The organism is Streptomyces odontomachi (assembly GCF_024435355.1).
Classification (GTDB): domain Bacteria; phylum Actinomycetota; class Actinomycetes; order Streptomycetales; family Streptomycetaceae; genus Streptomyces; species Streptomyces odontomachi.
The window spans coordinates 81230-102044 of record NZ_JAMJWG010000005.1 but is presented as its reverse complement, the minus strand read 5'-3'; the positions used below and the strand labels follow the sequence as shown (position 1 = coordinate 102044).

General features: G+C 72.0%; 15 protein-coding genes. 5 read left to right on the top strand and 10 right to left on the bottom strand.

The window, feature by feature from the left end; genetic code table 11:
- Positions 1 to 250: 250 nt before the first annotated feature.
- The gene (locus NQO67_RS13285) at positions 251 to 907 is read left to right on the top strand and encodes a SatS C-terminal domain-containing protein (RefSeq protein WP_255950115.1); all 657 of its coding nucleotides are present in this window, start codon (positions 251 to 253) and stop codon (positions 905 to 907) included.
- Between the two features lie 173 nt (positions 908 to 1080).
- On the opposite strand, the gene NQO67_RS13280 is transcribed toward NQO67_RS13285, so the two are convergent.
- Positions 1081 to 2616 carry an AMP-binding protein gene (locus tag NQO67_RS13280; protein ID WP_255950114.1) on the bottom strand — a complete coding sequence of 512 codons (1536 nt, stop codon included), beginning with the start codon at positions 2614 to 2616 and terminating at the stop codon, positions 1081 to 1083.
- A 562-nt stretch (positions 2617 to 3178) separates the two neighbouring features.
- The gene (locus tag NQO67_RS13275; protein ID WP_255950113.1) at positions 3179 to 3559 is read right to left on the bottom strand and encodes a hypothetical protein; all 381 of its coding nucleotides are present in this window, start codon (positions 3557 to 3559) and stop codon (positions 3179 to 3181) included.
- Positions 3560 to 3744: 185 nt separating this feature from the next.
- Here NQO67_RS13275 and NQO67_RS13270 point away from each other — a divergent pair, with 185 nt between their 5' ends.
- The gene (locus NQO67_RS13270) at positions 3745 to 4707 is read left to right on the top strand and encodes a LysR substrate-binding domain-containing protein (protein ID WP_255950112.1); all 963 of its coding nucleotides are present in this window, start codon (positions 3745 to 3747) and stop codon (positions 4705 to 4707) included.
- A 125-nt stretch (positions 4708 to 4832) separates the two neighbouring features.
- Complete coding sequence (locus NQO67_RS13265; protein ID WP_255950111.1) at positions 4833 to 6395, top strand: serine/threonine-protein kinase; 1563 nt, start codon at positions 4833 to 4835, stop codon at positions 6393 to 6395.
- A 17-nt stretch (positions 6396 to 6412) separates the two neighbouring features.
- Here the strand turns inward: NQO67_RS13265 and NQO67_RS13260 are convergent, their stop codons facing one another.
- Positions 6413 to 6592: a hypothetical protein gene (locus tag NQO67_RS13260; protein ID WP_255950110.1), complete on the bottom strand. Its 180-nt coding sequence runs from the start codon at positions 6590 to 6592 to the stop codon at positions 6413 to 6415.
- Positions 6593 to 6900: 308 nt separating this feature from the next.
- Here NQO67_RS13260 and NQO67_RS13255 point away from each other — a divergent pair, with 308 nt between their 5' ends.
- Positions 6901 to 7305: a pyridoxamine 5'-phosphate oxidase family protein gene (locus NQO67_RS13255; RefSeq protein WP_255950109.1), complete on the top strand. Its 405-nt coding sequence runs from the start codon at positions 6901 to 6903 to the stop codon at positions 7303 to 7305.
- A 433-nt stretch (positions 7306 to 7738) separates the two neighbouring features.
- Positions 7739 to 8119: a hypothetical protein gene (locus tag NQO67_RS13250; RefSeq protein ID WP_255950108.1), complete on the top strand. Its 381-nt coding sequence runs from the start codon at positions 7739 to 7741 to the stop codon at positions 8117 to 8119.
- A gap of 189 nt (positions 8120 to 8308) precedes the next feature.
- On the opposite strand, the gene NQO67_RS13245 is transcribed toward NQO67_RS13250, so the two are convergent.
- From NQO67_RS13245 to NQO67_RS13215, 7 genes are all read right to left on the bottom strand, one after another.
- A complete protein-coding gene (locus NQO67_RS13245) occupies positions 8309 to 9529 on the bottom strand; it encodes a class I SAM-dependent methyltransferase (RefSeq protein WP_255950107.1) in 1221 nt (406 codons plus the stop codon).
- 80 nt (positions 9530 to 9609) lie between these two features.
- A complete protein-coding gene (gene fabG, locus NQO67_RS13240; RefSeq protein WP_255950106.1) occupies positions 9610 to 10371 on the bottom strand; it encodes a 3-oxoacyl-ACP reductase FabG in 762 nt (253 codons plus the stop codon).
- A complete protein-coding gene (locus tag NQO67_RS13235; protein ID WP_255950105.1) occupies positions 10368 to 11540 on the bottom strand; it encodes a beta-ketoacyl synthase N-terminal-like domain-containing protein in 1173 nt (390 codons plus the stop codon). The genes fabG and NQO67_RS13235 overlap by 4 nt, the downstream gene beginning before the upstream one ends.
- A complete protein-coding gene (locus tag NQO67_RS13230) occupies positions 11537 to 12763 on the bottom strand; it encodes a beta-ketoacyl-[acyl-carrier-protein] synthase family protein (protein ID WP_255950104.1) in 1227 nt (408 codons plus the stop codon). The genes NQO67_RS13235 and NQO67_RS13230 overlap by 4 nt, the downstream gene beginning before the upstream one ends.
- Complete coding sequence (locus NQO67_RS13225; protein ID WP_255950103.1) at positions 12760 to 13017, bottom strand: acyl carrier protein; 258 nt, start codon at positions 13015 to 13017, stop codon at positions 12760 to 12762. The genes NQO67_RS13230 and NQO67_RS13225 overlap by 4 nt, the downstream gene beginning before the upstream one ends.
- A 128-nt stretch (positions 13018 to 13145) precedes the next feature.
- Complete coding sequence (locus NQO67_RS13220; protein ID WP_255950102.1) at positions 13146 to 13352, bottom strand: MbtH family protein; 207 nt, start codon at positions 13350 to 13352, stop codon at positions 13146 to 13148.
- Positions 13353 to 13440: 88 nt separating this feature from the next.
- Positions 13441 to 20805 (bottom strand): non-ribosomal peptide synthetase, encoded by a 7365-nt coding sequence (locus NQO67_RS13215; RefSeq protein ID WP_308295656.1) that lies wholly within the window; start codon positions 20803 to 20805, stop codon positions 13441 to 13443.
- Positions 20806 to 20815 lie beyond the last annotated feature (10 nt).

The following is a 20815-nucleotide window of genomic DNA, read 5'->3' as shown; positions in this document are numbered from 1 at the left end:
CGGCGCTCGGCGGCTTGGTGCGAGCGCACGGTGGTACGGGACGGCGTCCGGCTCTCCTGCCGGGACTGGGGCGGGCGAGGGCGGCCCGTCGTCCTGCTGCACGGACCGGCGGGCCACGTCGGCGAATGGCTCTCTCGGACTTCCTCGCCGGGCTCGCCCGAGAGCACCACCACACCTGAGAGCGCCACTGCATCAGCGAGCAGGGTGCGGCGGGGCGGCTCAGGGCCATGGGGTGCCTTAAAGTGCGGCCGTGCACGAGCCGTATCCGTTGTTCGCCTGCCTTCGCGTCCAGCCGGTGCTGATCCACACCCCGGCGGCGTCGGGGTACACCCTGCGCTGCTGTCGGGACGACCACGCCGAGGGAAACGCCGAGGAACACGCCGACGGATACGCCGCGGAGCCGGATCCGGTGTTCCTCGGGCGGGACGGAGCCGTCTTCGCGTTCCGGTCGACGGGCACCCTCGTCGAGTTCCTCGGCAGCGGCGAGGCGCACGACCTTGCCGGGCTGCCAAACTGGGACCCGCCGGACTGGAACGAGGTCGCGCTGGTCGCGGACATCGCTCTGACGTACGTCGCGCACGAGCAGTATCCGGTGTGCCGGCTCGACGCCGACGCCATCGCCGGCGTCTTCCGGAGGGAGCCGTCGTTCGACACGGTTCAGGAGGCGCTGGAGACGTTCGGCGTCGCCCGCGAACTTGCCGTGTGCGCGGACCTCGGCCCGGTGCGGGAGGCGCTCGCGCCCGGGTCGGTACTCCGCCGCTTCGAGGATGACCTGCGCTGGGCCTACTTCACCAAGGCCGGGCTCCAGAACCGGCCGCGACCGGCGGACCACGACCACGACGCCCTCGCTGCCACCTGGGCGGAGGTCGCCGCGCGGGTGGTGCCGGTCGTGCGGTTCCGTGACTGACGGTCGCGACGATCACGTATGCCCTCGAGGTCACCGGGCCCGGCTACACCGCCCGGCGGCTCTTTCCCCGGCTGGCGGCGCGGATGTCGTGAGCAGATGTCGTGAGCGGATGCCATGAGGGAGCCGCTGGGGTCGGCGAGGGTGCGCCCCCGCCGATCCCCGCGGCTCCGGCGTCACCCCCCGTTCCCGTCCCGCTCCCAGTACGGCTTGCGCAGCTTGAACTTCTGGAGTTTCCCGGTGGCCGTGCGCGGCAGTTCGGTGCGGAACTCGACGCGCTTGGGGCACTTGTAGGAGGCGAGGTTCGCGCGGCAGTGCGCGACCACGTCGTCCGTGGTGAGGTCCGTGTCGTCGGTGACGACGAGGGCCGTGACCAGCTCGCCCCACTTGGTGTCGGGGATGCCGATGACGGCGACCTCGCGTACCGCGGGGTGGCTGGTGATGACGTCCTCCACCTCGATGGAGGAGACGTTCTCGCCGCCGCTGATGATGACGTCCTTCTTGCGGTCGGTGATGGCCAGGTAGCCGTCCTCGAAGACGCCGCCGTCGCCGGTGTGGAACCAGTCGTCCTCCTGCGCCGCCGCGGTCGCCTCCGGATCGTCCCAGTAGGCCTCCAGGTTGTGGTTGCTGCGGGCCAGCACCTCGCCGCCGGTGTCGATGGCGATCCGTACGCCCAGGCCGGGGGCGCCGGCCCGGCCGAGCTGGACCGCCTGCTCGTGCGGCTGGAGGTCGTCCCACTCCGCGCGCATGCGGTTCATGGTGAGGAACGGGGACGTCTCGGTGAGACCGTAGAGCTGGATGAACTCCCAGCCGAGTTCGGCACGGACGCGTTCGATGGTGCGGGTGGGCGGAGGGGCGCCGGCCACGACGATACGGGCCCGGTCGCGGCCCGGGATCTCGCCCTGCCAGGCCGGTGCGGCGTCCAGCACGGCGTTGACGACGGCGGGCGCGGCGCACATCAGGGTGACGCCGTGCCGGTCGATGCGGCGCAGGATCTCGGTGCCGTCGACCTTGCGGAGCACGATGTGCGTGCCGCCCATGGCGGTGACCGCGTACGGCATGCCCCAGCCGTTGGCGTGGAACATCGGCAGCGTGTGCAGGTACACGTCGCGGTCGGTGACGCCGGCGTGCCAGCCGAACACCGCACCGTTCAGCCACAGGTTGCGGTGGGTGAGCTGGACGCCCTTGGGGCGGGCCGTGGTGCCGGAGGTGTAGTTGAGGGTGGCGGTGGCGCCCTCGTCTGCCGTCCAGGGACGCGGCTCGGGGGTCTGTGTGGCGCCCACCCCCCAGATCGCCTCGTCGTCCTCGCCGAGGACGAACGTGTGCGGGGCGCCGATCTCCTTCGCGAGGTCCCGTAGCTCGGGGTCGATGAGCAGCACCTCGGCGCCGGAGTGGCCGACGATGTACTGGATCTCGCCTGCGGTCAGCCGGAAGTTGATGGGGACGAGCACCCGGCCCCAGCCGGAGACGCCGAAGAACGACGTCAGCAGTCGGGCGCTGTTCTGCGAGACGATCGCGACCCGACCGCCGACCGGCACACCGAGCCGATCGAGCCACGCGGCCTGCGCGGCGGCCCGGCGGCCGAGGTCGGCGTACGTCACCTCGCCCCAGGACGGGGCGGGCTGCTGCGCTTCGTCGACGATGCCGACACGCTCCGGGTAGACGGTGACGGCGCGGTCCAGGAAGTCCTGGACGGTGAGCGGGAACAACACGGCGCGGCTCCTTTGCCGGGAGAACACTCTGCGCCGAATGTTCCTCGGGTCGGGGTGGGGTATGCCGGTTTCGTTGAAGCCGTCAAGTAGCGGGGGTGCCGGGGCGGCGGGAGCCGGGGCGCGGACGCCGAGTCCGGCGCCGTCGCCGACGACGCCCGCGTGGTCGCTGTGCGCGGCGAGGGGGGAGAACGACGGGCGCGCGAACCCGGTGTTGTTCGAGCACATACGCGAGGCCCATCACCCATTCAGGTGACAGGCCTCGCTGTGGGACTCCCTTGAAATGGAACGTGCACGCGTATATCCGACGTCGACGTGCTGCGCACTCCGGCTCGCAGAAGGAATTCAGCCGATCCCTGAGCGTCCCTTTTCAGCGTTCAACCTTCGAAATCGCGATATCACGATATCGGGGGCGCAATTGCCGGGCGTGGGCGCGGCGTACGGCGCATTTGTTCGCCTTCGCGCCCCCGGTTCGGGGCCGGCCCTTGTGGCTGATCGCCCTGATCGCCCATCCGGCCGAGAGCACCGTCCCTCCCTCGGCACCTCGGCGGGTGGAGCGGGCGGCTCAACACGCGTTGGGCACGCCCCCGGTGCTGTCGCCGCTGAGGGCGATCGCGGTGACGTAGCCGTTGCTGCTGGGCCAGGTGCGGTCGAGCAGGACCCACTTGTTGCTGGTGACGCCGTGGAAGGTGATGAGCTCACCGTAGGTCCAGCAGATCGCGTCGTAGGTGTACCCATTGGCCACGGAGCTGATGACCTCGCTGTAGGAGTTCGGCTCCGAGTGGACGTTGGCGCCGGTCCACGCGTGGACCTGGGTGTTCTGGATCTTCTCCGTCGCCCCTGCGGGCTTCGTCTGCGGTGCCGCATCAGCCTGAGCCGTGGTGCCGGCCACGCCGAGCACGACGGCGGTTCCCAGCGCGCTCAGCGTAATCGAAATCTTCCGCATGAACCGTGCCTTCCATGTCTCAGACGCATCATCTTTCACCAGATGCATCAGATTCTTTCGGTGACGACTCAGCATTGCGCCACGGAAGGCGGCGGGGGAATACATTGCGCCAGAGTTGAGAATTTCGGGGACGCACCATTGCTTATGCCCCTCCCACACACCTGCGGGCGGGGAAAATCGGAGCCATGACGAGGTGGAGTTCGTTACCGGGGGATCTGCCACCGGAAGTCGTCGATCTCATCGGACGGCTCAGGGCCATGAAGGACATCGGCGAGCTGACGCTGGCCGCGCTGGCGTCCAGGACCGCATACAGCAGATCCACCTGGGAGCGTTACCTCAACGGCAAGAGGCTGCCACCCCGGGAGGCCGTGCGGGCGCTTGCCCTGCTGACCGACCCCGAGCAGGTGAAGCCACTGCTGCTGGCCTGGGAGCACGCCACGGGTGCCCAGGCGCACCGGGACTCCACGCCTGAGGTCGCCTCCCGCACGGCCTCGGCGGGTTCGGCTCACGCGCGACGTTCCCAACTGCTGGGCCGGCCGCTGAGGGTGGGCTTCGTCGCGGCGGAGGCCGCCATGCCCTACACCCAGCACATTCTCGCCGAGTACCGCCGTCTGCACCCGGAAAGCGTCGTGGAGGTGCACAGTGTCGACTTCTGCGGTCAGGTTGATGCCCTCCTCCACGGAAAGTTGGACGCGGCGTTCCTGCGCCTCCCGTTGCCCTCCTGCGTGCGCACCCTGCCCCTGGCGCTGGAACCCCGGGTGGTCTGCATGCCCGCCCACGATCCGCTGCTCGCCCGACAGCCTGTGACCCTGGGCGACCTGGCCGGCCGCGTGTTCGTCGACGTGGCCGGAGACGGCATGCGCGCCTGGTGGGACTACTGGCAGATCAATCCGCGCCCGGACGGGAGCCGTGTTCCCTACGGTCCCGTCGTCACCGACATCGAGCCCCTTCTCCTTGCCGTCTCGCAGGGTGAGGGAATCGCCTTCGTGCCGGCTGCCGCCCGCGCACTGTATCCCCGCCCGGGCGTGGCCTACGCGGAACTCACCGGCGTCCCCGCGGCCACCGCGGCACTCGCCTGGCTTCCCCGTCCGCACGCGCACCCCGGTGTGGCCGCGCTGTGCGAGGTGGCGAGGAAGAGGCGACCGTGACGTCGGTCGGGGCGTGGCGACGTGGCGATGGGGCTACCCCTGCCGTGCGTCACGTTCCTAAGCTGTTGCCCCAGGTACGGGCGGCACGGGGCGCGTCACGCGAACGGTGGCGTGAAGGGGGAGAAGTGGACGGCACTCCACGTGCGGGCGATGTGGTGGGCGACCGTTATCGACTGACCCGGCAGCTGGGTGCCGGCGGCTTCGGCCAGGTCTGGGAGGCGCACGACCCGGTTCTGGGTGTCGACGTCGCGGTGAAACGGGTGTCCATCGCCACTTCGGTGTCGGACGCGGAGCGGGAGAGCATCCTGGCCCGCGCCGCCAGAGAGGCACGCAACGCGGCCCGGCTGCGGGACCACCCCGGCATCGTCACGGTGTACGACGTCTTCTCCTGGGACGGCGCTCCCGCCATCGTCATGCAACGGGTGAAGGGCCGCTCGCTCGCCGAGCACCTGGACGCCGACGGGGCCATGCCCAAGGCCCGAGTGCTCGGCGTGGCCAAGGTGTTGCTGGGCGCCCTGGACGCGGCGCACCGTGAGGGCATCGTGCACCGCGACGTGAAGCCGGCCAACGTCATGCTCGCCGAGAACGGCGACACGCTCCTCACGGACTTCGGGATCGCCCTGGGCGGCGCCGACCCCAAACTGACCCGCACCAGCGCGGTCATCGGCTCCCCCGGCTACATGGCTCCCGAACGCTGGCGCGGCATGGACTGCGACGGGCGGGCCGACCTCTTCTCGCTGGGCGTCACGCTCTACGAAGCCGTGGAGGGTGCCGCGCCCTTCCCCGCCGACAACCCCACGGCCACGCTGACCGAGACGCCACGCCCCATGCGGCAGGCCGGGCCACTGGCCCCCGTCATCTCGGGGCTCCTGGAGAAGGACCCGGCGCTGCGTCTCACGGTCGACGGGGCACTGGCGCTCATGGCGTCGAACGGTGCGCCGTCCGGCTCCACGGAGCAGACGGAGCAGGAGGAGCACGACGACGGCTCGTCCGCGCCCACCGAACACATCGACCGCTCGTCCGCGCCGCCGACCCGCCCCTACACCACGGCCGGCGCCTCCGACGCCTCGGTGACCTTCGTGACCAACCGGGCGCGTGCGGCGCTCAGGTCGGTCGTCCAGTTCGGACTGGCCTTCGGGGTCGGCCTGGCCGTCCTCTTGGGTGTGATCGCTTTCATGGCGGCGCTCGCGGGTGAGGATCCGCCGGTGCCGGGAGCGAACCCCGTGGTCAACCTGCTGGCGGGGCTGGGGTTGGGCATCCTCTTCGGCGCGCCCCTGGGCGGCCTGACCGGCCTGATCGTGGGCCTGCGCCTCGCCCTGGACACCGTCACCGTCGACGCAGAGGCACTCAGGATCAACCACAAGGTGCTCAGGTCCAAGGCGGGCAAGAGGCTGATCAGCAACGAGGAGACCACGCTCACGGTCAGATGGGCCACGCTCCAGCGTGTGGCGATCGACCGGGCGTGGAACGGGGACCCGACCATCTCCGTCTGGTACCGGGACGAGAACCAGCCCGCCGAGAAGTGGCTCCACAGGAACCACGTGATCAGGCGCAACGGCGGTGGCTACTGCGTCTACGCCCACAACTGGGACACGCCCGAGGCCGTCCACCCCGAGCGGCTGCGCGATGCGATACGGCGCTTCGCCGGCGAGTTGTACGACGACCCCGACTACGCGCCGGAGCCGTGAGCCATCGGCCTCAGGCCTCAGACGGCGGTGGCGACGACCGCGACGACCAGCAGGACGGCGAGGACGGCCCAGGTCTCCCAGCGGAAGGCGTACCTGAGGACCACCAGCCACTGCGCGGCATCGGAGTGGCCCGACCCACTGGCGTAGTCGTCGGAGGACGTGTCATCGGACGTGTCGTGGGACGAGTCGTCGCTCATTGACTCATCGTGGCACACGGTCGGACAGGGCGGCGGACGACAGCTCCCGGGGCAACGCGCCGCTTCCGGCGCGCAGTTCGTTCGCGCGCCGGCGGACCGCCTGGGGGCCGAGGGCCCTGGCCCGCCATTCGATGATGTCGGGGTCGAGCAGGTGCGGCGCCGTCCTTCGGCAACCCCGCCCACCGGGTCAGGCTGACGTCGTCACCGTGGGGTCGGACAGACGGTGCGCCGTCGGGTCGCGAGACCTAGGCGAATGGTCCGACTCGCTGCCCGATGCGCTTCATCACGCCGACTGGTCGGATGGCAGGGTGAGTGATCTCGCCAACGAGCCAGGACCGGCGATCCGTCTGCGTCTGGCCGAAGAAAAGAACGTCTGGCTGTGCACCGTGCGCCCAAATGGTTCCGCCCACGTCACACCCGTCTGGTTCGTCTACCAGAGCTCCCGATGGTGGATCGGTTCGGACGACGGCTCCGTCAAGATCAGGAACATCCGTGCGGAGCCCCGCGTGTCCCTGGCTCTGGAGGACGGGCGGTTCCCGGTTGTCGCCGAAGGAGACGCCTCGCTGGTCCGTGAGGGGTTCCCCCGTGACGTCGTGGCCGCGTTCGAGCGGAAATACGGGTGGGATGTCTCCGCTCCCACCGGTCCCGGAAGCACGCGTGTGCTGGTTGAAGTGCAGGTACGTCGGTGGCTGCTGGCCGGCACGGCCCAGTGACGGTGATCGCGGCCAGGCATGCGCGGCCACCGGCCGGTGATCCCTCCACCGGCCACCAGGGTTATTGCCGACCGGCAGGAACGACCGCAGTAGTCCCCACTTCGCATCCGTCACGTCACCCCGCCGCACACCCAGGACAACGAGCCAGGGAGTGATCGGGCGGACAGGCCATAGCCGTTTCCCGCATCCGGCGCCAGGCGGAGCAGTAGCAGTGCGAGCACGTCACGGCTACAATTCGGCCAGCGGAAAACCCCGCTGCGGGGTGCAATGCGTGCGAGTGATGGTGCGCCATCGCCGCACCTTCACTCATTCGTCCGCTTCAAGCCGAGGAATGGCGAAACAGGTCATCACCTTGAAGTGATCTTGACTTTGTCCAGGCGACCATCGGCGCCTCAACGTCCACTGCACGGGATAGAACGGGTGGGGGAAACCTGTGAGAAGAACTCTGCGATCAGGCCTGGCTGCCGCGCTGATGGCTACCGCAGCCCTCGGTATCGCAATTCCGGGCACCGCCGACGCTGCCGACGACTCCGCCAGTCCGGCCAGTTCCGCCGCGTTCTCGTACCGCTGCGCGACGGGGTGGGCGGTATCGCTGGCCGACGGCGTGAAGATCCGGACCCAACCGAGAAATGACGCCGATGTCCTGGTGACCGTGACAAAGGGCAACGAGAGGCAGTGCCTTCAGGGTTATTACATTACCGGAGATCACTACAACGGGTGCGGGGTGTACGACGCCAGCGCTTGGATCTACCTGTGGACCCCATCCGGAAACGGCTATTCCGCCATGACGTGTTGGGGCGACGTCTATTCCTAGGAGCTGTCCGGTCGCTCGTGTGGCTGCTGCCGATGGCGGGATCACCCGCTGGCGATCGACGGGATCCTGACGAACCCCCATGCGAGCCGCCTCGGCCGTACGTCCACACAACACCCCGCCCCCGGCACGGAGTACGGCGCCGGGGGCGGGTCCCTGGGGACGGGGTTCGAGGGCGGGTGCGAGCCCCTGTCAGGCGCGCTTGGCCAGCAGCAACCGGTGCATCGGTGTGTCGATGAGCGCGATCCGTCGCAACCCCGCGTCGGCGAGCCAGCCGTCGTACTCCTCGACGGTGTACGCGTCGCCGCCGCCGGTCGCGAGCATCGAGGCGGCGAAGAGGCGGAAGAAGCGGTTCTGCACGGAACCCGTGCCGGCCGCGTCGGCGCCGTCCGACACGCCGGGCGCGCCGTGCGTGTCCTCGACGACGATGTGGTCGGCGATGGCGATGACCCCGTCCTCGTTGATCTCCTTGGCGGCCTTCAGCATCAGCTCGCGGGCGGACTCGGCGGTCTGGAGATGGAAGATGTTGACGAAGAGCGCCAGGTCACCGCCGCCCCAGGAGTCGTGGAAGAAGTCCACGACGGTCGGCTCGAAGCGGTCCGCGACGCCGAGTTCCTTCGCCTGCCGGATGGCGATGGGCGTGATGCGGGCGACGTCCAGGCCGCGCGCCGTCAGGAGCGGGAACTCGCGCAGCAGCAGCTGGCTGTAGATGCCGGTGCCGCAGCCGACGTCCAGGACCTTCGCGCCGTCGCCGGTGCTCCAGCCCTGCTCGCGCAGCGCGTCGGCGAGGGCGGAGACGATCGGCGGGGCCCAGAAGTTGATGCCGCGGACCAGGCTGGTGTACTCCTCCTCCGATATCTGGTTGAGCTGGTGCCCGCCCTCGGCGTCCCGTGCGCCGGTGCGCACGTTGTGGGCCAGGTCGCGCCAGGCATTCCAGGCCAGGCTCCGGTCGTAGTTGATCTTGCCGGCGAGGCTGTAGAGGCCGCCGGGCGAGAAGACGTCGTGCAGTTCGACCGGCAGCGTGTAGCGGATCTCGCCGTCCTCGGTCATGGCCCGCTCGACGATGTCGTACGCGTGCAGGCCGTCGAGCAGGACGCGGGTGGCACGCGGGTCGGTGTCCAGGGTGCGGGCCAGTTCTGCCGCGGTGGCGGGCCCCGAGGTCAGCGCGGCGAACGCGCCCAGGTCCTGGGCTGCCTCGATGACGCCCGGCGCCCACAGGGCGACCAGATGCTCGTAGACGCGGTGGGCCGCGCTCGACTGGGCGTCGGTGCCGGCCAGCCGGGACCGGTCGACCATCGGGTGGATGGAGGAGGCCGGTGCCGGTGCCGGCGCCGCCTTCGGCGTCGGCGCGCCTGCCGCGGCCGGTGTGGTGGTGGGCCCCGCGTGGGCGGTCAGGTCGGTCAGTACGGTCATGACGGGTGCTCCTTGCACTGTGGCTCGGGTCGAGGTCGGTGCGCTCGCTGCGATCGGCGCCGGCGATGCGGTGCGCGGGGTCACAGGACGATGCCGCCGTCGATGTGCAGCACGGACCCGGTGATGTACGCGGACTTCTCGGACGCCAGGAAGGCGACGGCTTCGGCGACCTCGTCCGCGGTGCCGAACCTGCCGAGTGGGATGGCCGAAAGGGCCTGCTTGCGCTGGGTGTCGGTGAGCGAACCGGTCATGTCCGTGTCGATCATGCCGGGGGCCAGCGCGTTGACGCGGACGCCGTAGCGTCCGACCTCCTTGCTGAGTGCCCTGGTCAGAGCGATGATTCCGCCTTTGGACGCGGAGTAGTTGCCCTGCCCCGGGTTGCCGTGCACGCCGGAGACGGAGGACAGGGTGACGATCGATCCAGACTTGCGCTTGACCATCGGGAAGAGCACGGCGCGGCACAGGTGGGCCACCCCGTCCAGGTTGGTGTCGATGACCTCCTGCCACTCCTCGTCGGACATCATCAGTAACGGCTTGTCGCGGGTGACCCCGGCGGACGCCACGGCCGTGGTGATCGGGCCCAGGTCGCGCTCGGTGCGGGCCACCCAGTCGCGTACGGCCGCGGGGTCCGCGATGTCGAGGCGGTGGGCCAGGGCGCGCACGCCGAGCTCGGCCAGCTCCTTCTCCAGGCCCTCGGCGGCCGACTCGTCGCTGCGGTAGCCGAAGCTGATCGCATGACCGTCGCGGGCGAGGCGCAGCGCCGCGGCGCGGCCGATGCCGCGCGAGCCGCCGCTGATCAGGGCGACCCGCTCGGTGTCACGGTGGTCGACGGATGCGCTCATCGGGCCTCTCCCAGCAGTCGCAGCACCGCGCAGGCGACGGTGCCGTCACGGTCCACCGAGGTGAGAACCGCGGTCCTCCCCGCCGCGGTGCCCTCCTCGGGTTCGTCTCCGGTTCCGGGCGCCGTACCGGCTGCCTCCGCCGCCGCCAGGGTGGCGGTGAGCTGGAAGGCGCCGGACGCGCCCGAGGTGTCGCCGAGCAGCTGGTGCACCGGGACCCGGTGCACCGCCGGCGCGCCGAACAGCCGGGTGAGCAGCGCCTGCTCGGCCGCGCCGGCCGGTCCCCCGAGCCCGCCGGGCACCGCGGCCCAGACGTCGCCGGGCGTGCTGCCGGAGTCGGTGAGCGCCGCTTCGACGCAGGCGGCGAGCGTGCCGGCCTGGTCGTCGTCGACGTCGGCCCGGGAGTCCAGGGCGAGCAGTTCGGCCAGCGGGGTGCGGCCCGCTCCGATCGCGTCCGCGGGCTCCATGAGCAGCACCGCGCAGCCCTCGCCGAGCGGTACGGGTTGCTCCTGCGGGCCGCGCAGGTGCCGCTCGTACGCGGCACGGGTCGGCGAGTACTCCTCGACGGCACCGACCAGGGCGCGCTCGGCGCGGCCTGCGGCCAGCAGCCGCCGGGCGTAGCCGAGGGCGAGCAGGCCCGCCGGACGGCCGCCGGCCAGCGTGGTGTTCGGGCCCCTGAAGCCGTAGCGGATGGCGCTGGCCGCCGCGGCGCAGTTCATCAGCACGCTGGGCATGAACTGGGCCGGCACGTCGTACGGCTTCTCCCCCTCGAACGAGGCCTGGATGAAGTCGTGCTGGCCCTGCACGCCGCCGACGGTGGTGCCGAGCACCAGCGCGGTGCCGGCGCCGGCGGGCACGGGTGCCCGGTCGGCCTCGGCCTCGGCGAGGAGTTCGCGCACGGCGGTGGCGGCGAGCCCGGTGGAGCGGTCCATGGTGCGGGTGCCGGCCTTGCCGAGCACCTTGCGCACCTCGAACCCGGGCACGAGCCGGTCGCCCGGCTCGCCGGCCGGCGCGGTCCCGGCGGGCTCCTGGTCCACGGCCTGGTCCACGGGCGCGGCCGGGGCTCCGGTCGCGAGGCCCGCGCGGTGCGCGGCGCGTCCCAGGCCGAAGGCGGAGACGGCCGACCAGGCGGTGATCACGGGGCGGTCCGTGCGGACCGCGGCACTGGTCATGAGCGGGGCTCCCGGTGTGTGCCGAGGACGACGGAGGCGTTGTTGCCGCCGAAGGCCAGTCCGTTGTTGATGACGACCCTGAGGTCGGCGTCGACGGCGTCGTTGGGGACGCAGTCGATGCGGCACTCGGGGTCGGTGCTGCGGTGGTTGACGGTGGGCGGGATGAAGCCGTGGTGCAGGGCCAGCGCCGAGGCGGCGGCGCCCAGCGCGCTGGCGGCGCCCATGCTGTGGCCGAGCATCGACTTCAGGGCGACGGTGCGCGGCGGGTCGTCGCCGAACACCTCGCGTACCGCCCGGGTCTCGGTGATGTCGTTGGTCGGGGTGCCGGTGCCGTGCGCGGAGACCAGGTCGACCTCGGACGGCTTCACCCCGGCGTCGTCCAGCGCGAGCCGCATGCAGCGGCCGACGTTCTCCTGGTCGGGCGCGGTGGGGTGGTGGGCGTCGCAGTTGAGGCCGTAGCCGAGCACCTCGGCGTAGATCCGGGCGCCGCGTGCCTGGGCCGTCTCCAGCGGCTCCAGCACGAGGACGCCGGCGCCTTCGGCGGTCAGCAGGCCCTTGCGGTCGGTGTCGAACGGGCGGCACCGGTCGGGCGCGACGAGACCGAGCCGGACGAAGCCGGCGAAGGTCCGCCGGGTCAGCGCGTCGGAGCCGCCGACCAGCGCGAAGTCGGCCTCGCCTGAGCGTACGGCGTCGTAGCCGTCGCCGATCGCGTAGTTGCCGGCGGCGCAGGCGGTGCCGAGGACGGAGGGCGCCGCGCGGCGCAACCGGAGCTCCTGCACGACGGCCAGGGCGAGCCGGTGGAACGGCAGCCGGCGCACCGTGACCGGGTCCAGGTCGGCCTGTGCGATGCCGCTCGTCTCGGCCTCCACGAGGTCGTCCAGGGTGCTCGCCTCGCCGTCGGTGGTGCCGACGGTGACGAGGCCCCTCTCGTTCCGGAGGTCGTCGGGGGCCAGGCCCGCGTCGGCGACGGCCATGCGGGCGGCGGCCACCGAGAACTGGGTGGCGCGGCCGAACCGGTCCGGGCTGGTGCGCTGGAACCACGCGGCCGGGTCGAAGTCCCGTACCTCGTGGGCCAGCGTCTCCCGGAAGCCCTCGGTGTCGAAGAGGGTGATGGGACCCGCCCCGCACCGGCCGGCGCGCAGACCCTCGGTGAAGGCCGTGACGCCGTTGCCGATGCTGGACAGGACCCCGATCCCGGTCAGGACCACGCGGCGCATGGTCATCGGGCCTCGGCCTGGGACAGCACGTCCAGCACGGCCCGCAGGTGGATCATGTTGGCCAGCTCGCTCTGCTCGATGGTGACGCCGAAGGCCTTCTCCAGGCCCGCCAGCATCTCGATGGCGCCGAGCGAGTCGGCCCCGTACTCCTCGGTGAACAGGGCGGTGGGTTCGATGTCGTCGGCCTCCATGTCCAGGCAGTCGGCGACGATCGCGCGGACCTTGGCCTCGGTGGCCGCGTCGATGGTGACGGCGCTCATGGGGTGTCCTCCGTTGGTGTTCTTCGGTCGGGTTCTTCGGTCGGGTTCTTCGGTGGTCCTGCCGGTGGCGTGATCGCCGGTGGGCGGCGGGCGCGTGGGTGCCCGCCTGTCGAACGTCCGCCGGGCCGTCAGGCGCCGGCCGCGATGAGGCTCTTGGGGCGCAGGTCGGTCCAGGTGCGCTCGATGTAGTCGAGGGCCTCCTGGCGGCTGCCCTCGGGCTTGACGACGTCCCAGCCGGCCGGGACCTCGGCGAAGGCGGGCCACAGGCAGTGCTGGCCCTCGTGGTTGGCGAGCACCAGGAAGGCACCGGACTCGTCGTCGAAGGGGTTGCTCATGGTCTCTTCTCTCCTTTCGATTGCTTTCCGGCTGCTTCCGGTTCCCGGCCCCCGGGAATTTTTTTCTGATAGTTCCAGGCGTTATTCGCTACCGCGTCGCCGCGGTTTTCCGCATGACTTCGTTGAGTACCGTCGCGATATGTGCGGCGGGCCGCGGATCGAGCAGGTCGTCGTGGGCCGCGTCGATGTCGTAGCGGACGATGCGGCCACTCACGTGGGGGGCCCAGGCGCTCTCGGTGGGGGCGCCGGGGGGCAGGTCCTGCGTGGCGGCGAAGAACAGCACGTCGCCCTGGACCGGCCCGGGGCGGTGGGTCGTGCTGATCTCGCTGAGGTGCCGGATCACCGAGGTCAGCTGGGTGATCCGGGTGTCGTCCAGCTCGGCGATGACCTTTCCGGCGGCGGCGAGGCGAGCCCTGACCTCCTGCTCGTGGATGGCTGCCACACCGGCCGGGGCGGCCTCGGCGGGGAAGCCGTCGAGGTTCGCCAGCAGCGCCACCTGGTGGCCGCGGCGCTGGAGCTGCCCCGCCATCTCGTGCGCGACCAATGCACCGAACGACCAACCGAGAATATGGTAAGGGCCGTTCGGCTGAATTTCCATCACCTTTTCCACATAACTCTTCGACAGCTCCGTAACATTCGCGGGCAGCGGCGCGGAAGTTCCAATTCCGGGCGCCTGGAAGGCGTATACGGGAATGTCGTTCGGCAGGTGCGCCGCGAGTTCCATGAAAGGCCAGCCGAGTCCGCCGCCGCCGTGCACGCAGAACAGCGGGGGCCGGCTGCCGGACGGGCGGATGGGCAGCAGCACGTCGAAGGCGCCGTCGCCGCTCCCCCCGCCGGCCGCCGCCCCGCCCGTCGCCCGCGCGCCCGTCGCCTTCGGGTCCGTCATCCGGGCGACCGCCGCGAGCCCCGCCACCGTCCGGTGCACGAAGACGTCGGCGGGCGTGAGCAGGTAGCCGGCGGTGCGGGCCTGCTGGACGAGGCGGATGGCGCGGATGGAGTCGCCGCCCCGGTCGAAGAACCCGTCGTCCGGGGAGAGGTGCGGGACGCCCAGCACCTCGGCGGCGATCCGGCACAGGGCCGCCTCCACCGGTGTCGCGGGAGCCCGGCCCGCGCTGGTGGTGGCGGCCGGGGCGACGGTGCCGGCGGGCGCGGGCAGCTGCTTGCGGTCCACCTTGCCGTTCGGGGTCTGCGGCAGCTCCGGCAGCGTGACGTAGTTCGCCGGGACCATGTAGTCGGGCAGATGGGCGGCGAGGTGGGCGCGCAGTGCCTGCTCCTCGCAGGTGGCGTGCGGTGCGGCCACGAGGTACGCCACCAGGCGCGGCTCGCCTGGCTGGTCCTCGCGGACCACGACGGTGGCCTGGGCGACGTCCGCGTGGCGCAGCAGCACCGCCTCGATCTCACCCAGCTCGATACGGAAGCCGCGGATCTTGACCTGGTGGTCGACCCGGCCGAGGTAGTCCAGGATCCCGTCGGGGCGGCGGCGCACCAGGTCGCCGGTGCGGTACATGCGGGAGCCTGCCGGCCCGTACGGGTCGGCGACGAACCGCTGCGCGGTCAGCGCGAACCGGTCGTGGTAGCCGCGGGCCAGGCTGATGCCGCCGATGTACAGCTCGCCGACCACGCCGTCGGGCACCAGGTGCAGGGCGCCGTCGAGCACGTAGGTGCGGTTGCCGGCCAGCGGGCTGCCGATGGCCGGGATGGGCAGGCTCCCGGAGGTCGGAATGGGGGCACCTCCCAGGCCCTTAAGGCTCTGGGGGACGTCCAGGTCGGCCACCGTGGACCAGATCGTGGTCTCCGTCGGTCCGTACAGGTTGGTCAGGCGGCGGCAGGCGCGGGCCAGGTCGGCGGCGAGGGTCGGGCTGATGGCCTCGCCGCCGGTGAGCACGTGGAGGTTCTTCAACGCCTTGGGGTGGGCGCTGACCAGGGCGTGCCAGAGGGTGGGGGTGGCCTGCATGGCGGTGGCGCGGGTGACCCGCAGCAGGGTGGCGAGCCGGTCCGGGTCGCGTACCGTCTCCTGCTCGGCGAGGACCAACACGCTGCCGGAGAGCAGCGGTACGAACAGCTCCAGGTTGGCGATGTCGAAGCCGAAGGTGGTCACCGACAGCAGCCGGTCCTCGGGGCCGAAGTCCATCAGCCGCCGCGCCTCGGTGAGGAAGTTGACGAACGTGCCGCGGGGCAGCACGACGCCCTTGGGGCGGCCGGTGGAGCCCGAGGTGTAGATGGTGTACGCGAGGTGCTGCGGGCCTGCGACGCCGTTGAGTTCGGCGTCGGTGAGGTCGCCGTCGGGGAGTCCGGCCAGCTCGGCACGGACCGCGGGGTCGTCCAGTTCGAGCCGGGCGACGGTGGCCAGGTCCGGGACGGCCGCGGTGACCTCCGAGGTGGTCAGCGCCAGCGCGGGGCGTGCGTCGGCCAGCATGTAGGCGATCCGGTCGGCCGGGTAGGTCGGGTCGATGGGCAGGTATCCGGCGCCGGCCTTCAGCACGGCGAGCGCGGCCACCACCATGTCGACCGAGCGCGGGATCGCCAGGGCGACCAGGCTGTCGGGTCCCGCACCGCCGTGCACCAGGGTGCGGGCCAGCTGGTTGGCGCGTGCGTTCAGCTCCCGGTAGGTCAGCGTGCGCCCCCCGCAGAGCAGTGCGGGACGGTCGGCGTGGGCCGCGGCCCGCGCCTCGATCTGCCGGGTCGTGGGGACGTCCATCGGGTGCGCGGGCGCGCTGCCCCAGACCTCGAGCAGCCGCTCGCGCTCGCCGGGCAGCAGCGCGGAGACGGTGCGCAGCTTCGCGTCGGGCACCGCGGTGACCAGGCCGAGCAGGTGTACAAGGCGGTCGGTCAGCGACCGGGCCGTCTCGGCGGTGAACAGGTCGTGGCTGAACTCCAGGCGCCCGGCGACACCGGCCTCGGCGCCGGTGGCGTCCTGCTCCTCCACCAGGTCGAAGGTGAGGTCGAAGCGGGCGGCGCCGGTGTGCACCCGGTCCACCTCGGCGGTGAGGCCCGGCAGCTCGACTCCGGCGGCGGCCGTGTTGTGCAGCGCGATCATGGTCTGGAAGAGCGGGTTGCGGGCCATCGAACGGGCCGGCGACAGCTCGTCCACCAGCCGCTCGAACGGCACGTCCTGCTGCGCGAACGCGGCCAGGTCGGCGCCGCGCACCCGCTCCAGCAGCTCCCGGAAGGTGGGGTCGCCGGAGACGTCGGTACGCAGCACCAGCGTGTTCACGAAGAACCCGATCAGCTGCTCCAGCGCCTCGTCGGTGCGGCCGGCGACGGGCGTGCCGAGCGGGATGTCGTCGCCCGCGCCGAGCGCGGACAGCAGTGCGGCGAGACCGGCCTGGAGCACCATGAACAGGCTGGCGCCGCCGTCCTTGGCGAGCGCTGCGGCCCGCGCGTGGACGTCCGCCGGGATGCGGAAGTCGACGGTGCCGCCCCGGTAGGAGGCGACCGCGGGACGCGGCTGGGCGCCCGGCAGCACCAGCTCGTCGGGGATCCCGTCGAGCGTCTTGCGCCAGAACGCGATCTGCTGCGCCTGGAGGGACTCGGGGTCGGCCGCATCGCCGAGCAGCTCGCGCTGCCAGAGCGTGTAGTCGGCGTACTGCACCGGCAGCGGCGGCTGGGCGGGGGCGCTGCCGGTGAGCCGGGCCGCGTACGCGGTGCACAGGTCACGGGCGAGCGGGCCGCTCGACCAGCCGTCGGCTGCGATGTGGTGCAGCACGAGGACGAGCAGGTGGTCCGTCTCGCCCGTCGAGAACACGGCGGCACGCAGCGGCAGGTCCTGCGCGAGGTCGAACGGGATCGCAGTGAAGGCGGCGACCGCGGTGGCGCACTCCTCCGGGACGATCCTGTGCAACGCCAGCTCCACGGAGGCGTCCTGCCTGATCAGCTGGTACGGCTCCGCGGTGCCGTCGTCGTCGCGGAACACGGTGCGCAGCGCCTCGTGGCGGGCCACCACGTCGTTCAGGGCCGCGGTCATGGCGGCGGCGTCCAGCTGTCCGGTCAGGCGGACCGTCCACGGCATGTGGTAGGCGCTGGACTCGCCCTCGAGGCGGCTGAGCACCCACATGCGCTGCTGGGCGAAGGAGAGCGGGATGCGCGCAGGGCGGGTGGTGGGGTCGAGCGCCGCGCGTGGGGTGGCGGCGGGCGCGGTGTCGGTTGCCGCCTGGCGGGCCGTGCGCAACGCCGCGCGAGCCGGTGCCGCGCCGGTGAGCAGGGCGGCGAGCCGTTCGGCGGTGCGGGCCTCGAAGACGGCGCGCATCGGCAGTTCGGCGCCGAGCAGCGTACGGATCCGGCTGACCAGCCGGGTCGCGAGCAGCGAGTGGCCGCCCAGGTCGAAGAAGTCCTCGTCGGCGCCGACCTCGTCGATGCCCAGCACCTCGGCGAAGGCCCGGCACACGGCCTCTTCGCCGGCGTTGCTCGGGGCGCGCCCCGCGGCGGTCGCGAGGGTGGGCTCGGGCAGCGCCTTGCGGTCGACCTTGCCGTTCGGGGTGAGCGGCAGGGCGTCCAGGTGGACGAAGGCGCTGGGCACCATGTACTCGGGCAGTACGGCCGCGGCGGCTTCCTTGACGGTGGCGGTGTCCGCCTCGCCGGAGACGTAGCCGACCAGGCGGGCCTCGCCGCGTGCGTCGCGCACCACGACCACCACCGCGTCGGCGACCCCGCGCTGGGCGCGCAGCACCGCCTCCACCTCGCCGGGCTCGACGCGGTGGCCGCGCACCTTGACCTGGTGGTCGCGGCGCTCCAGGAACTCCAGGCTGCCGTCGGGCAGGCGCACCACCCGGTCGCCGGTGCGGTACATCCGGGCCCCGGGCACCCCGACGAACGGGTCGGCGACGAACACGGACCCGGTGCGGCAAGCGTCGCCGAGGTAGCCGCGGCCCACGCCCGCACCGCCCACGTACAGCTCGCCGGGCACGCCCGCGGGCAGCGGGCGCAGGGCGTCGTCGAGGATGTACAGGCCCGTGCGGCGCACCGCCTTGCCGATGGGAGCAGTTACCCCGGGTACCGTCTCGGCGTCCGCGATCACGGCGTGCGTGACGTCGTCGGAGCACTCGGTGGGCCCGTAGGCGTTCACCATCGGGATGTCCGGGAAGTAGCCGAGCCAGCGCCGGCACAGGTCGGTGGGGAGCGCCTCGCCGGTGACGACGAGCTGGCGCAGGGTGCCGAGTTCGGGCAGCGCCGCGCCGGAGTCCCAGCTGTCCAGGGCGGCCCGCAGCAGCGACGGCACCACTTCGAGGACGGTGACGCCGTCCGGCGCGACGGTTCCGAAGAGCGCGGCCGGGTCGCCGGCGGTCTGCTTGGAGACCACCCGCAGCCGGCCGCCGGTGACCAGCGCGGTGAGCATCTGCCAGACGGAGATGTCGAAGGTGACCGGCGCGTTGTGGACGAGCACGCTGCGCCCGTCCATCGCCAGGTCCTCGATCTTGGCGTGCAGGTGGTTCACCATGCCGGCGCGGTGCACCATGGCGCCCTTGGGCTTGCCGGTGGACCCGGAGGTGAAGATCACGTAGGCGAGGTCGTCGGCGGCGCCGGTGACCGCCGGCAGGTCGCGGGGGCGGGCGTGCCGCCCGATGCGGGTGATGCCGGACAGCGGGGTCACGGGCAGGTCGAGCCCGGCGAGGGCGAGCGCCTCGGACGCCAGGTCCAGGTGTGCGGCGTCCACCAGCAGATGGCGGACCCCGGCGTCCGCGATGAGCGCGGCGATCCGGGCGGTGGGCACGGTGACGTCCAGCGGCACCCAGCCGGCGCCGGAGCCCAGCACGCCGAGCACCGCGGTGACGAAGTCGGCGCCGGGCGCGGCGAGCACGCCGACCAGCGTCCCGGCGGCGGTGTCGGCGCCGACCAGCCGGCGGATCACGGTGACCCCGGCGAGGTCTTCCGGCGCCAGGTCGGTGGTGTCGCCGCCGATGTCGCGGGTCAGGGCGCTGGAGCCGGTGCCGACCAGGCGGCGGGCCTCGGCGGTGGCCCCGGCGCGCAGCACCTCGCGGGTGACGGTGCCGGCCCGCTCGACCAGGTCGCGGTAGGTGAGCTGCTGGGTGTCGTCGACGACGGCGAGGGCTTCGGGACGGGTGGCCGCGAAGTGCCGGACCCGCTCGACGACGTCCGTGAACCGGTCGGGTGCGGCGGGCTCGGGCAAGGCCAGGAGCTGGGCACGCTCGCCCCGCACCAGCGCGTCCAGCTGCCCGAACGGCCTGTCGGGGTGGGCGATGGCGGTCCGCAGCAGGCCCTCGATGCGGGCGGCGACGACGATGGCGTCGTGCGCGGTGTACCGGTCGGGGTCGATGGAGACCACCAGCCGCAGCCGCTCGCCGGGCAGCACCATCAGGCTGAGCGGATAGTGCGTGGCGTCCTCGGCCTGGAGCCCGGTGACCCTGAGGCCGGGCGCGGGCGCGTCCAGCTCGGACGGGTCCATCGGGTAGTTCTCGAAGACCAGCACGGTGTCGAACAGCTCGCCCATGCCGACGGCCTGCTGGATCTCGGTGAGGCTGACGTACTCGTGCGGCAGCAGCCCGGTGCGGCGGCGGTTCAGCTCGTCGAGGATCTGCGGGAAGGTGGCGTACGGGTCCAGGTCGACGCGGACCGGGCAGGTGTTGATGAAGAGACCGACCATGGACTCCACGCCGTCCAGCTCCGGCGGACGCCCGGAGACGGTGCCGCCGAAGACCACGTCGCGCTGCCCGGTGAGGGTGCCGAGCACCGCGGCCCAGGCGCCCTGGAGCACCGTGTTGAGGGTGTGGCCGCGGCTGCGCGCCCAGGCGTTCAGCTCGGCGGTGAAGTCGGCGGGCAGGTCGAAGGTGTGCCGCTCGGGCAGCGTGCTCGCGCCGGTGGCACCAGGGGCGACCAGCGTCGCCTCGCCGAGCCCGTCGAGCGCCGTGCGCCAGGCGTCCAGCGACGCGGTGCGGTCCCGGCCGACCAGGTGCGCCAGGTAGTTCTTGTACGGCGCCGGGCTGGCGAGCGCGGAGCCGTCGTCCGCGTACAGCGCGAACAGCTCGCGGATGATCAGCGGCATGGACCAGCCGTCGAACAGCATCTGATGGGCCGTCAGCACCATGCGGTGGGAGCGCGGCCCGGTGCGCAGCAGCAGGTAGCGCATCAGCGGCGGGCGGGTCGGGTCGAACGGCTCGTCGCGCTCCTGGAGGGTGAGCAGCTGGATCCGAGGCGTCAGCTCCGGCTCGTCCAGGCCGCTCAGGTCCACCTCGCGCCACGGCAGGTCGACGCTGTGCGGCACCAGCTGCACCGGCTCGCCGTTGTCGCGGTAACGAAAACCCGACTTCAGGTTCGGGTGGCGGTGCAGCAGCCCCTCGGCGGCGCGCCGCAGGCAGTGCGCGTCCAGCACCCCGGCGAGGTCCAGGACGAGCTGCACGGTGTAGACGTCCAGCTGTTCGCGGCCGGAGACGGCGTGGAACAGCAGCCCTTCCTGGAGTGGGGTGAGGGGCAGGACATCGCTGAGATTCGAGCGGTTCACCCGCTTCAGC

Bases quoted from the DNA above. Each gene is read 5' to 3' on its own strand.
- NQO67_RS13275 (WP_255950113.1), bottom strand. From the start codon at position 3,559: ATGCGGAAGATTTCGATTACGCTGAGCGCGCTGGGAACCGCCGTCGTG.
- NQO67_RS13245 (WP_255950107.1), bottom strand. From the start codon at position 9,529: ATGACCGTACTGACCGACCTGACCGCCCACGCGGGGCCCACCACCACA.
- NQO67_RS13220 (WP_255950102.1), bottom strand. From the start codon at position 13,352: ATGAGCAACCCCTTCGACGACGAGTCCGGTGCCTTCCTGGTGCTCGCC.
- NQO67_RS13225 (WP_255950103.1), bottom strand. From the start codon at position 13,017: ATGAGCGCCGTCACCATCGACGCGGCCACCGAGGCCAAGGTCCGCGCG.
- NQO67_RS13270 (WP_255950112.1), top strand. From the start codon at position 3,745: ATGACGAGGTGGAGTTCGTTACCGGGGGATCTGCCACCGGAAGTCGTC.
- NQO67_RS13230 (WP_255950104.1), bottom strand. From the start codon at position 12,763: ATGACCATGCGCCGCGTGGTCCTGACCGGGATCGGGGTCCTGTCCAGC.
- NQO67_RS13260 (WP_255950110.1), bottom strand. From the start codon at position 6,592: ATGAGCGACGACTCGTCCCACGACACGTCCGATGACACGTCCTCCGAC.
- fabG (WP_255950106.1), bottom strand. From the start codon at position 10,371: ATGAGCGCATCCGTCGACCACCGTGACACCGAGCGGGTCGCCCTGATC.
- NQO67_RS13235 (WP_255950105.1), bottom strand. From the start codon at position 11,540: ATGACCAGTGCCGCGGTCCGCACGGACCGCCCCGTGATCACCGCCTGG.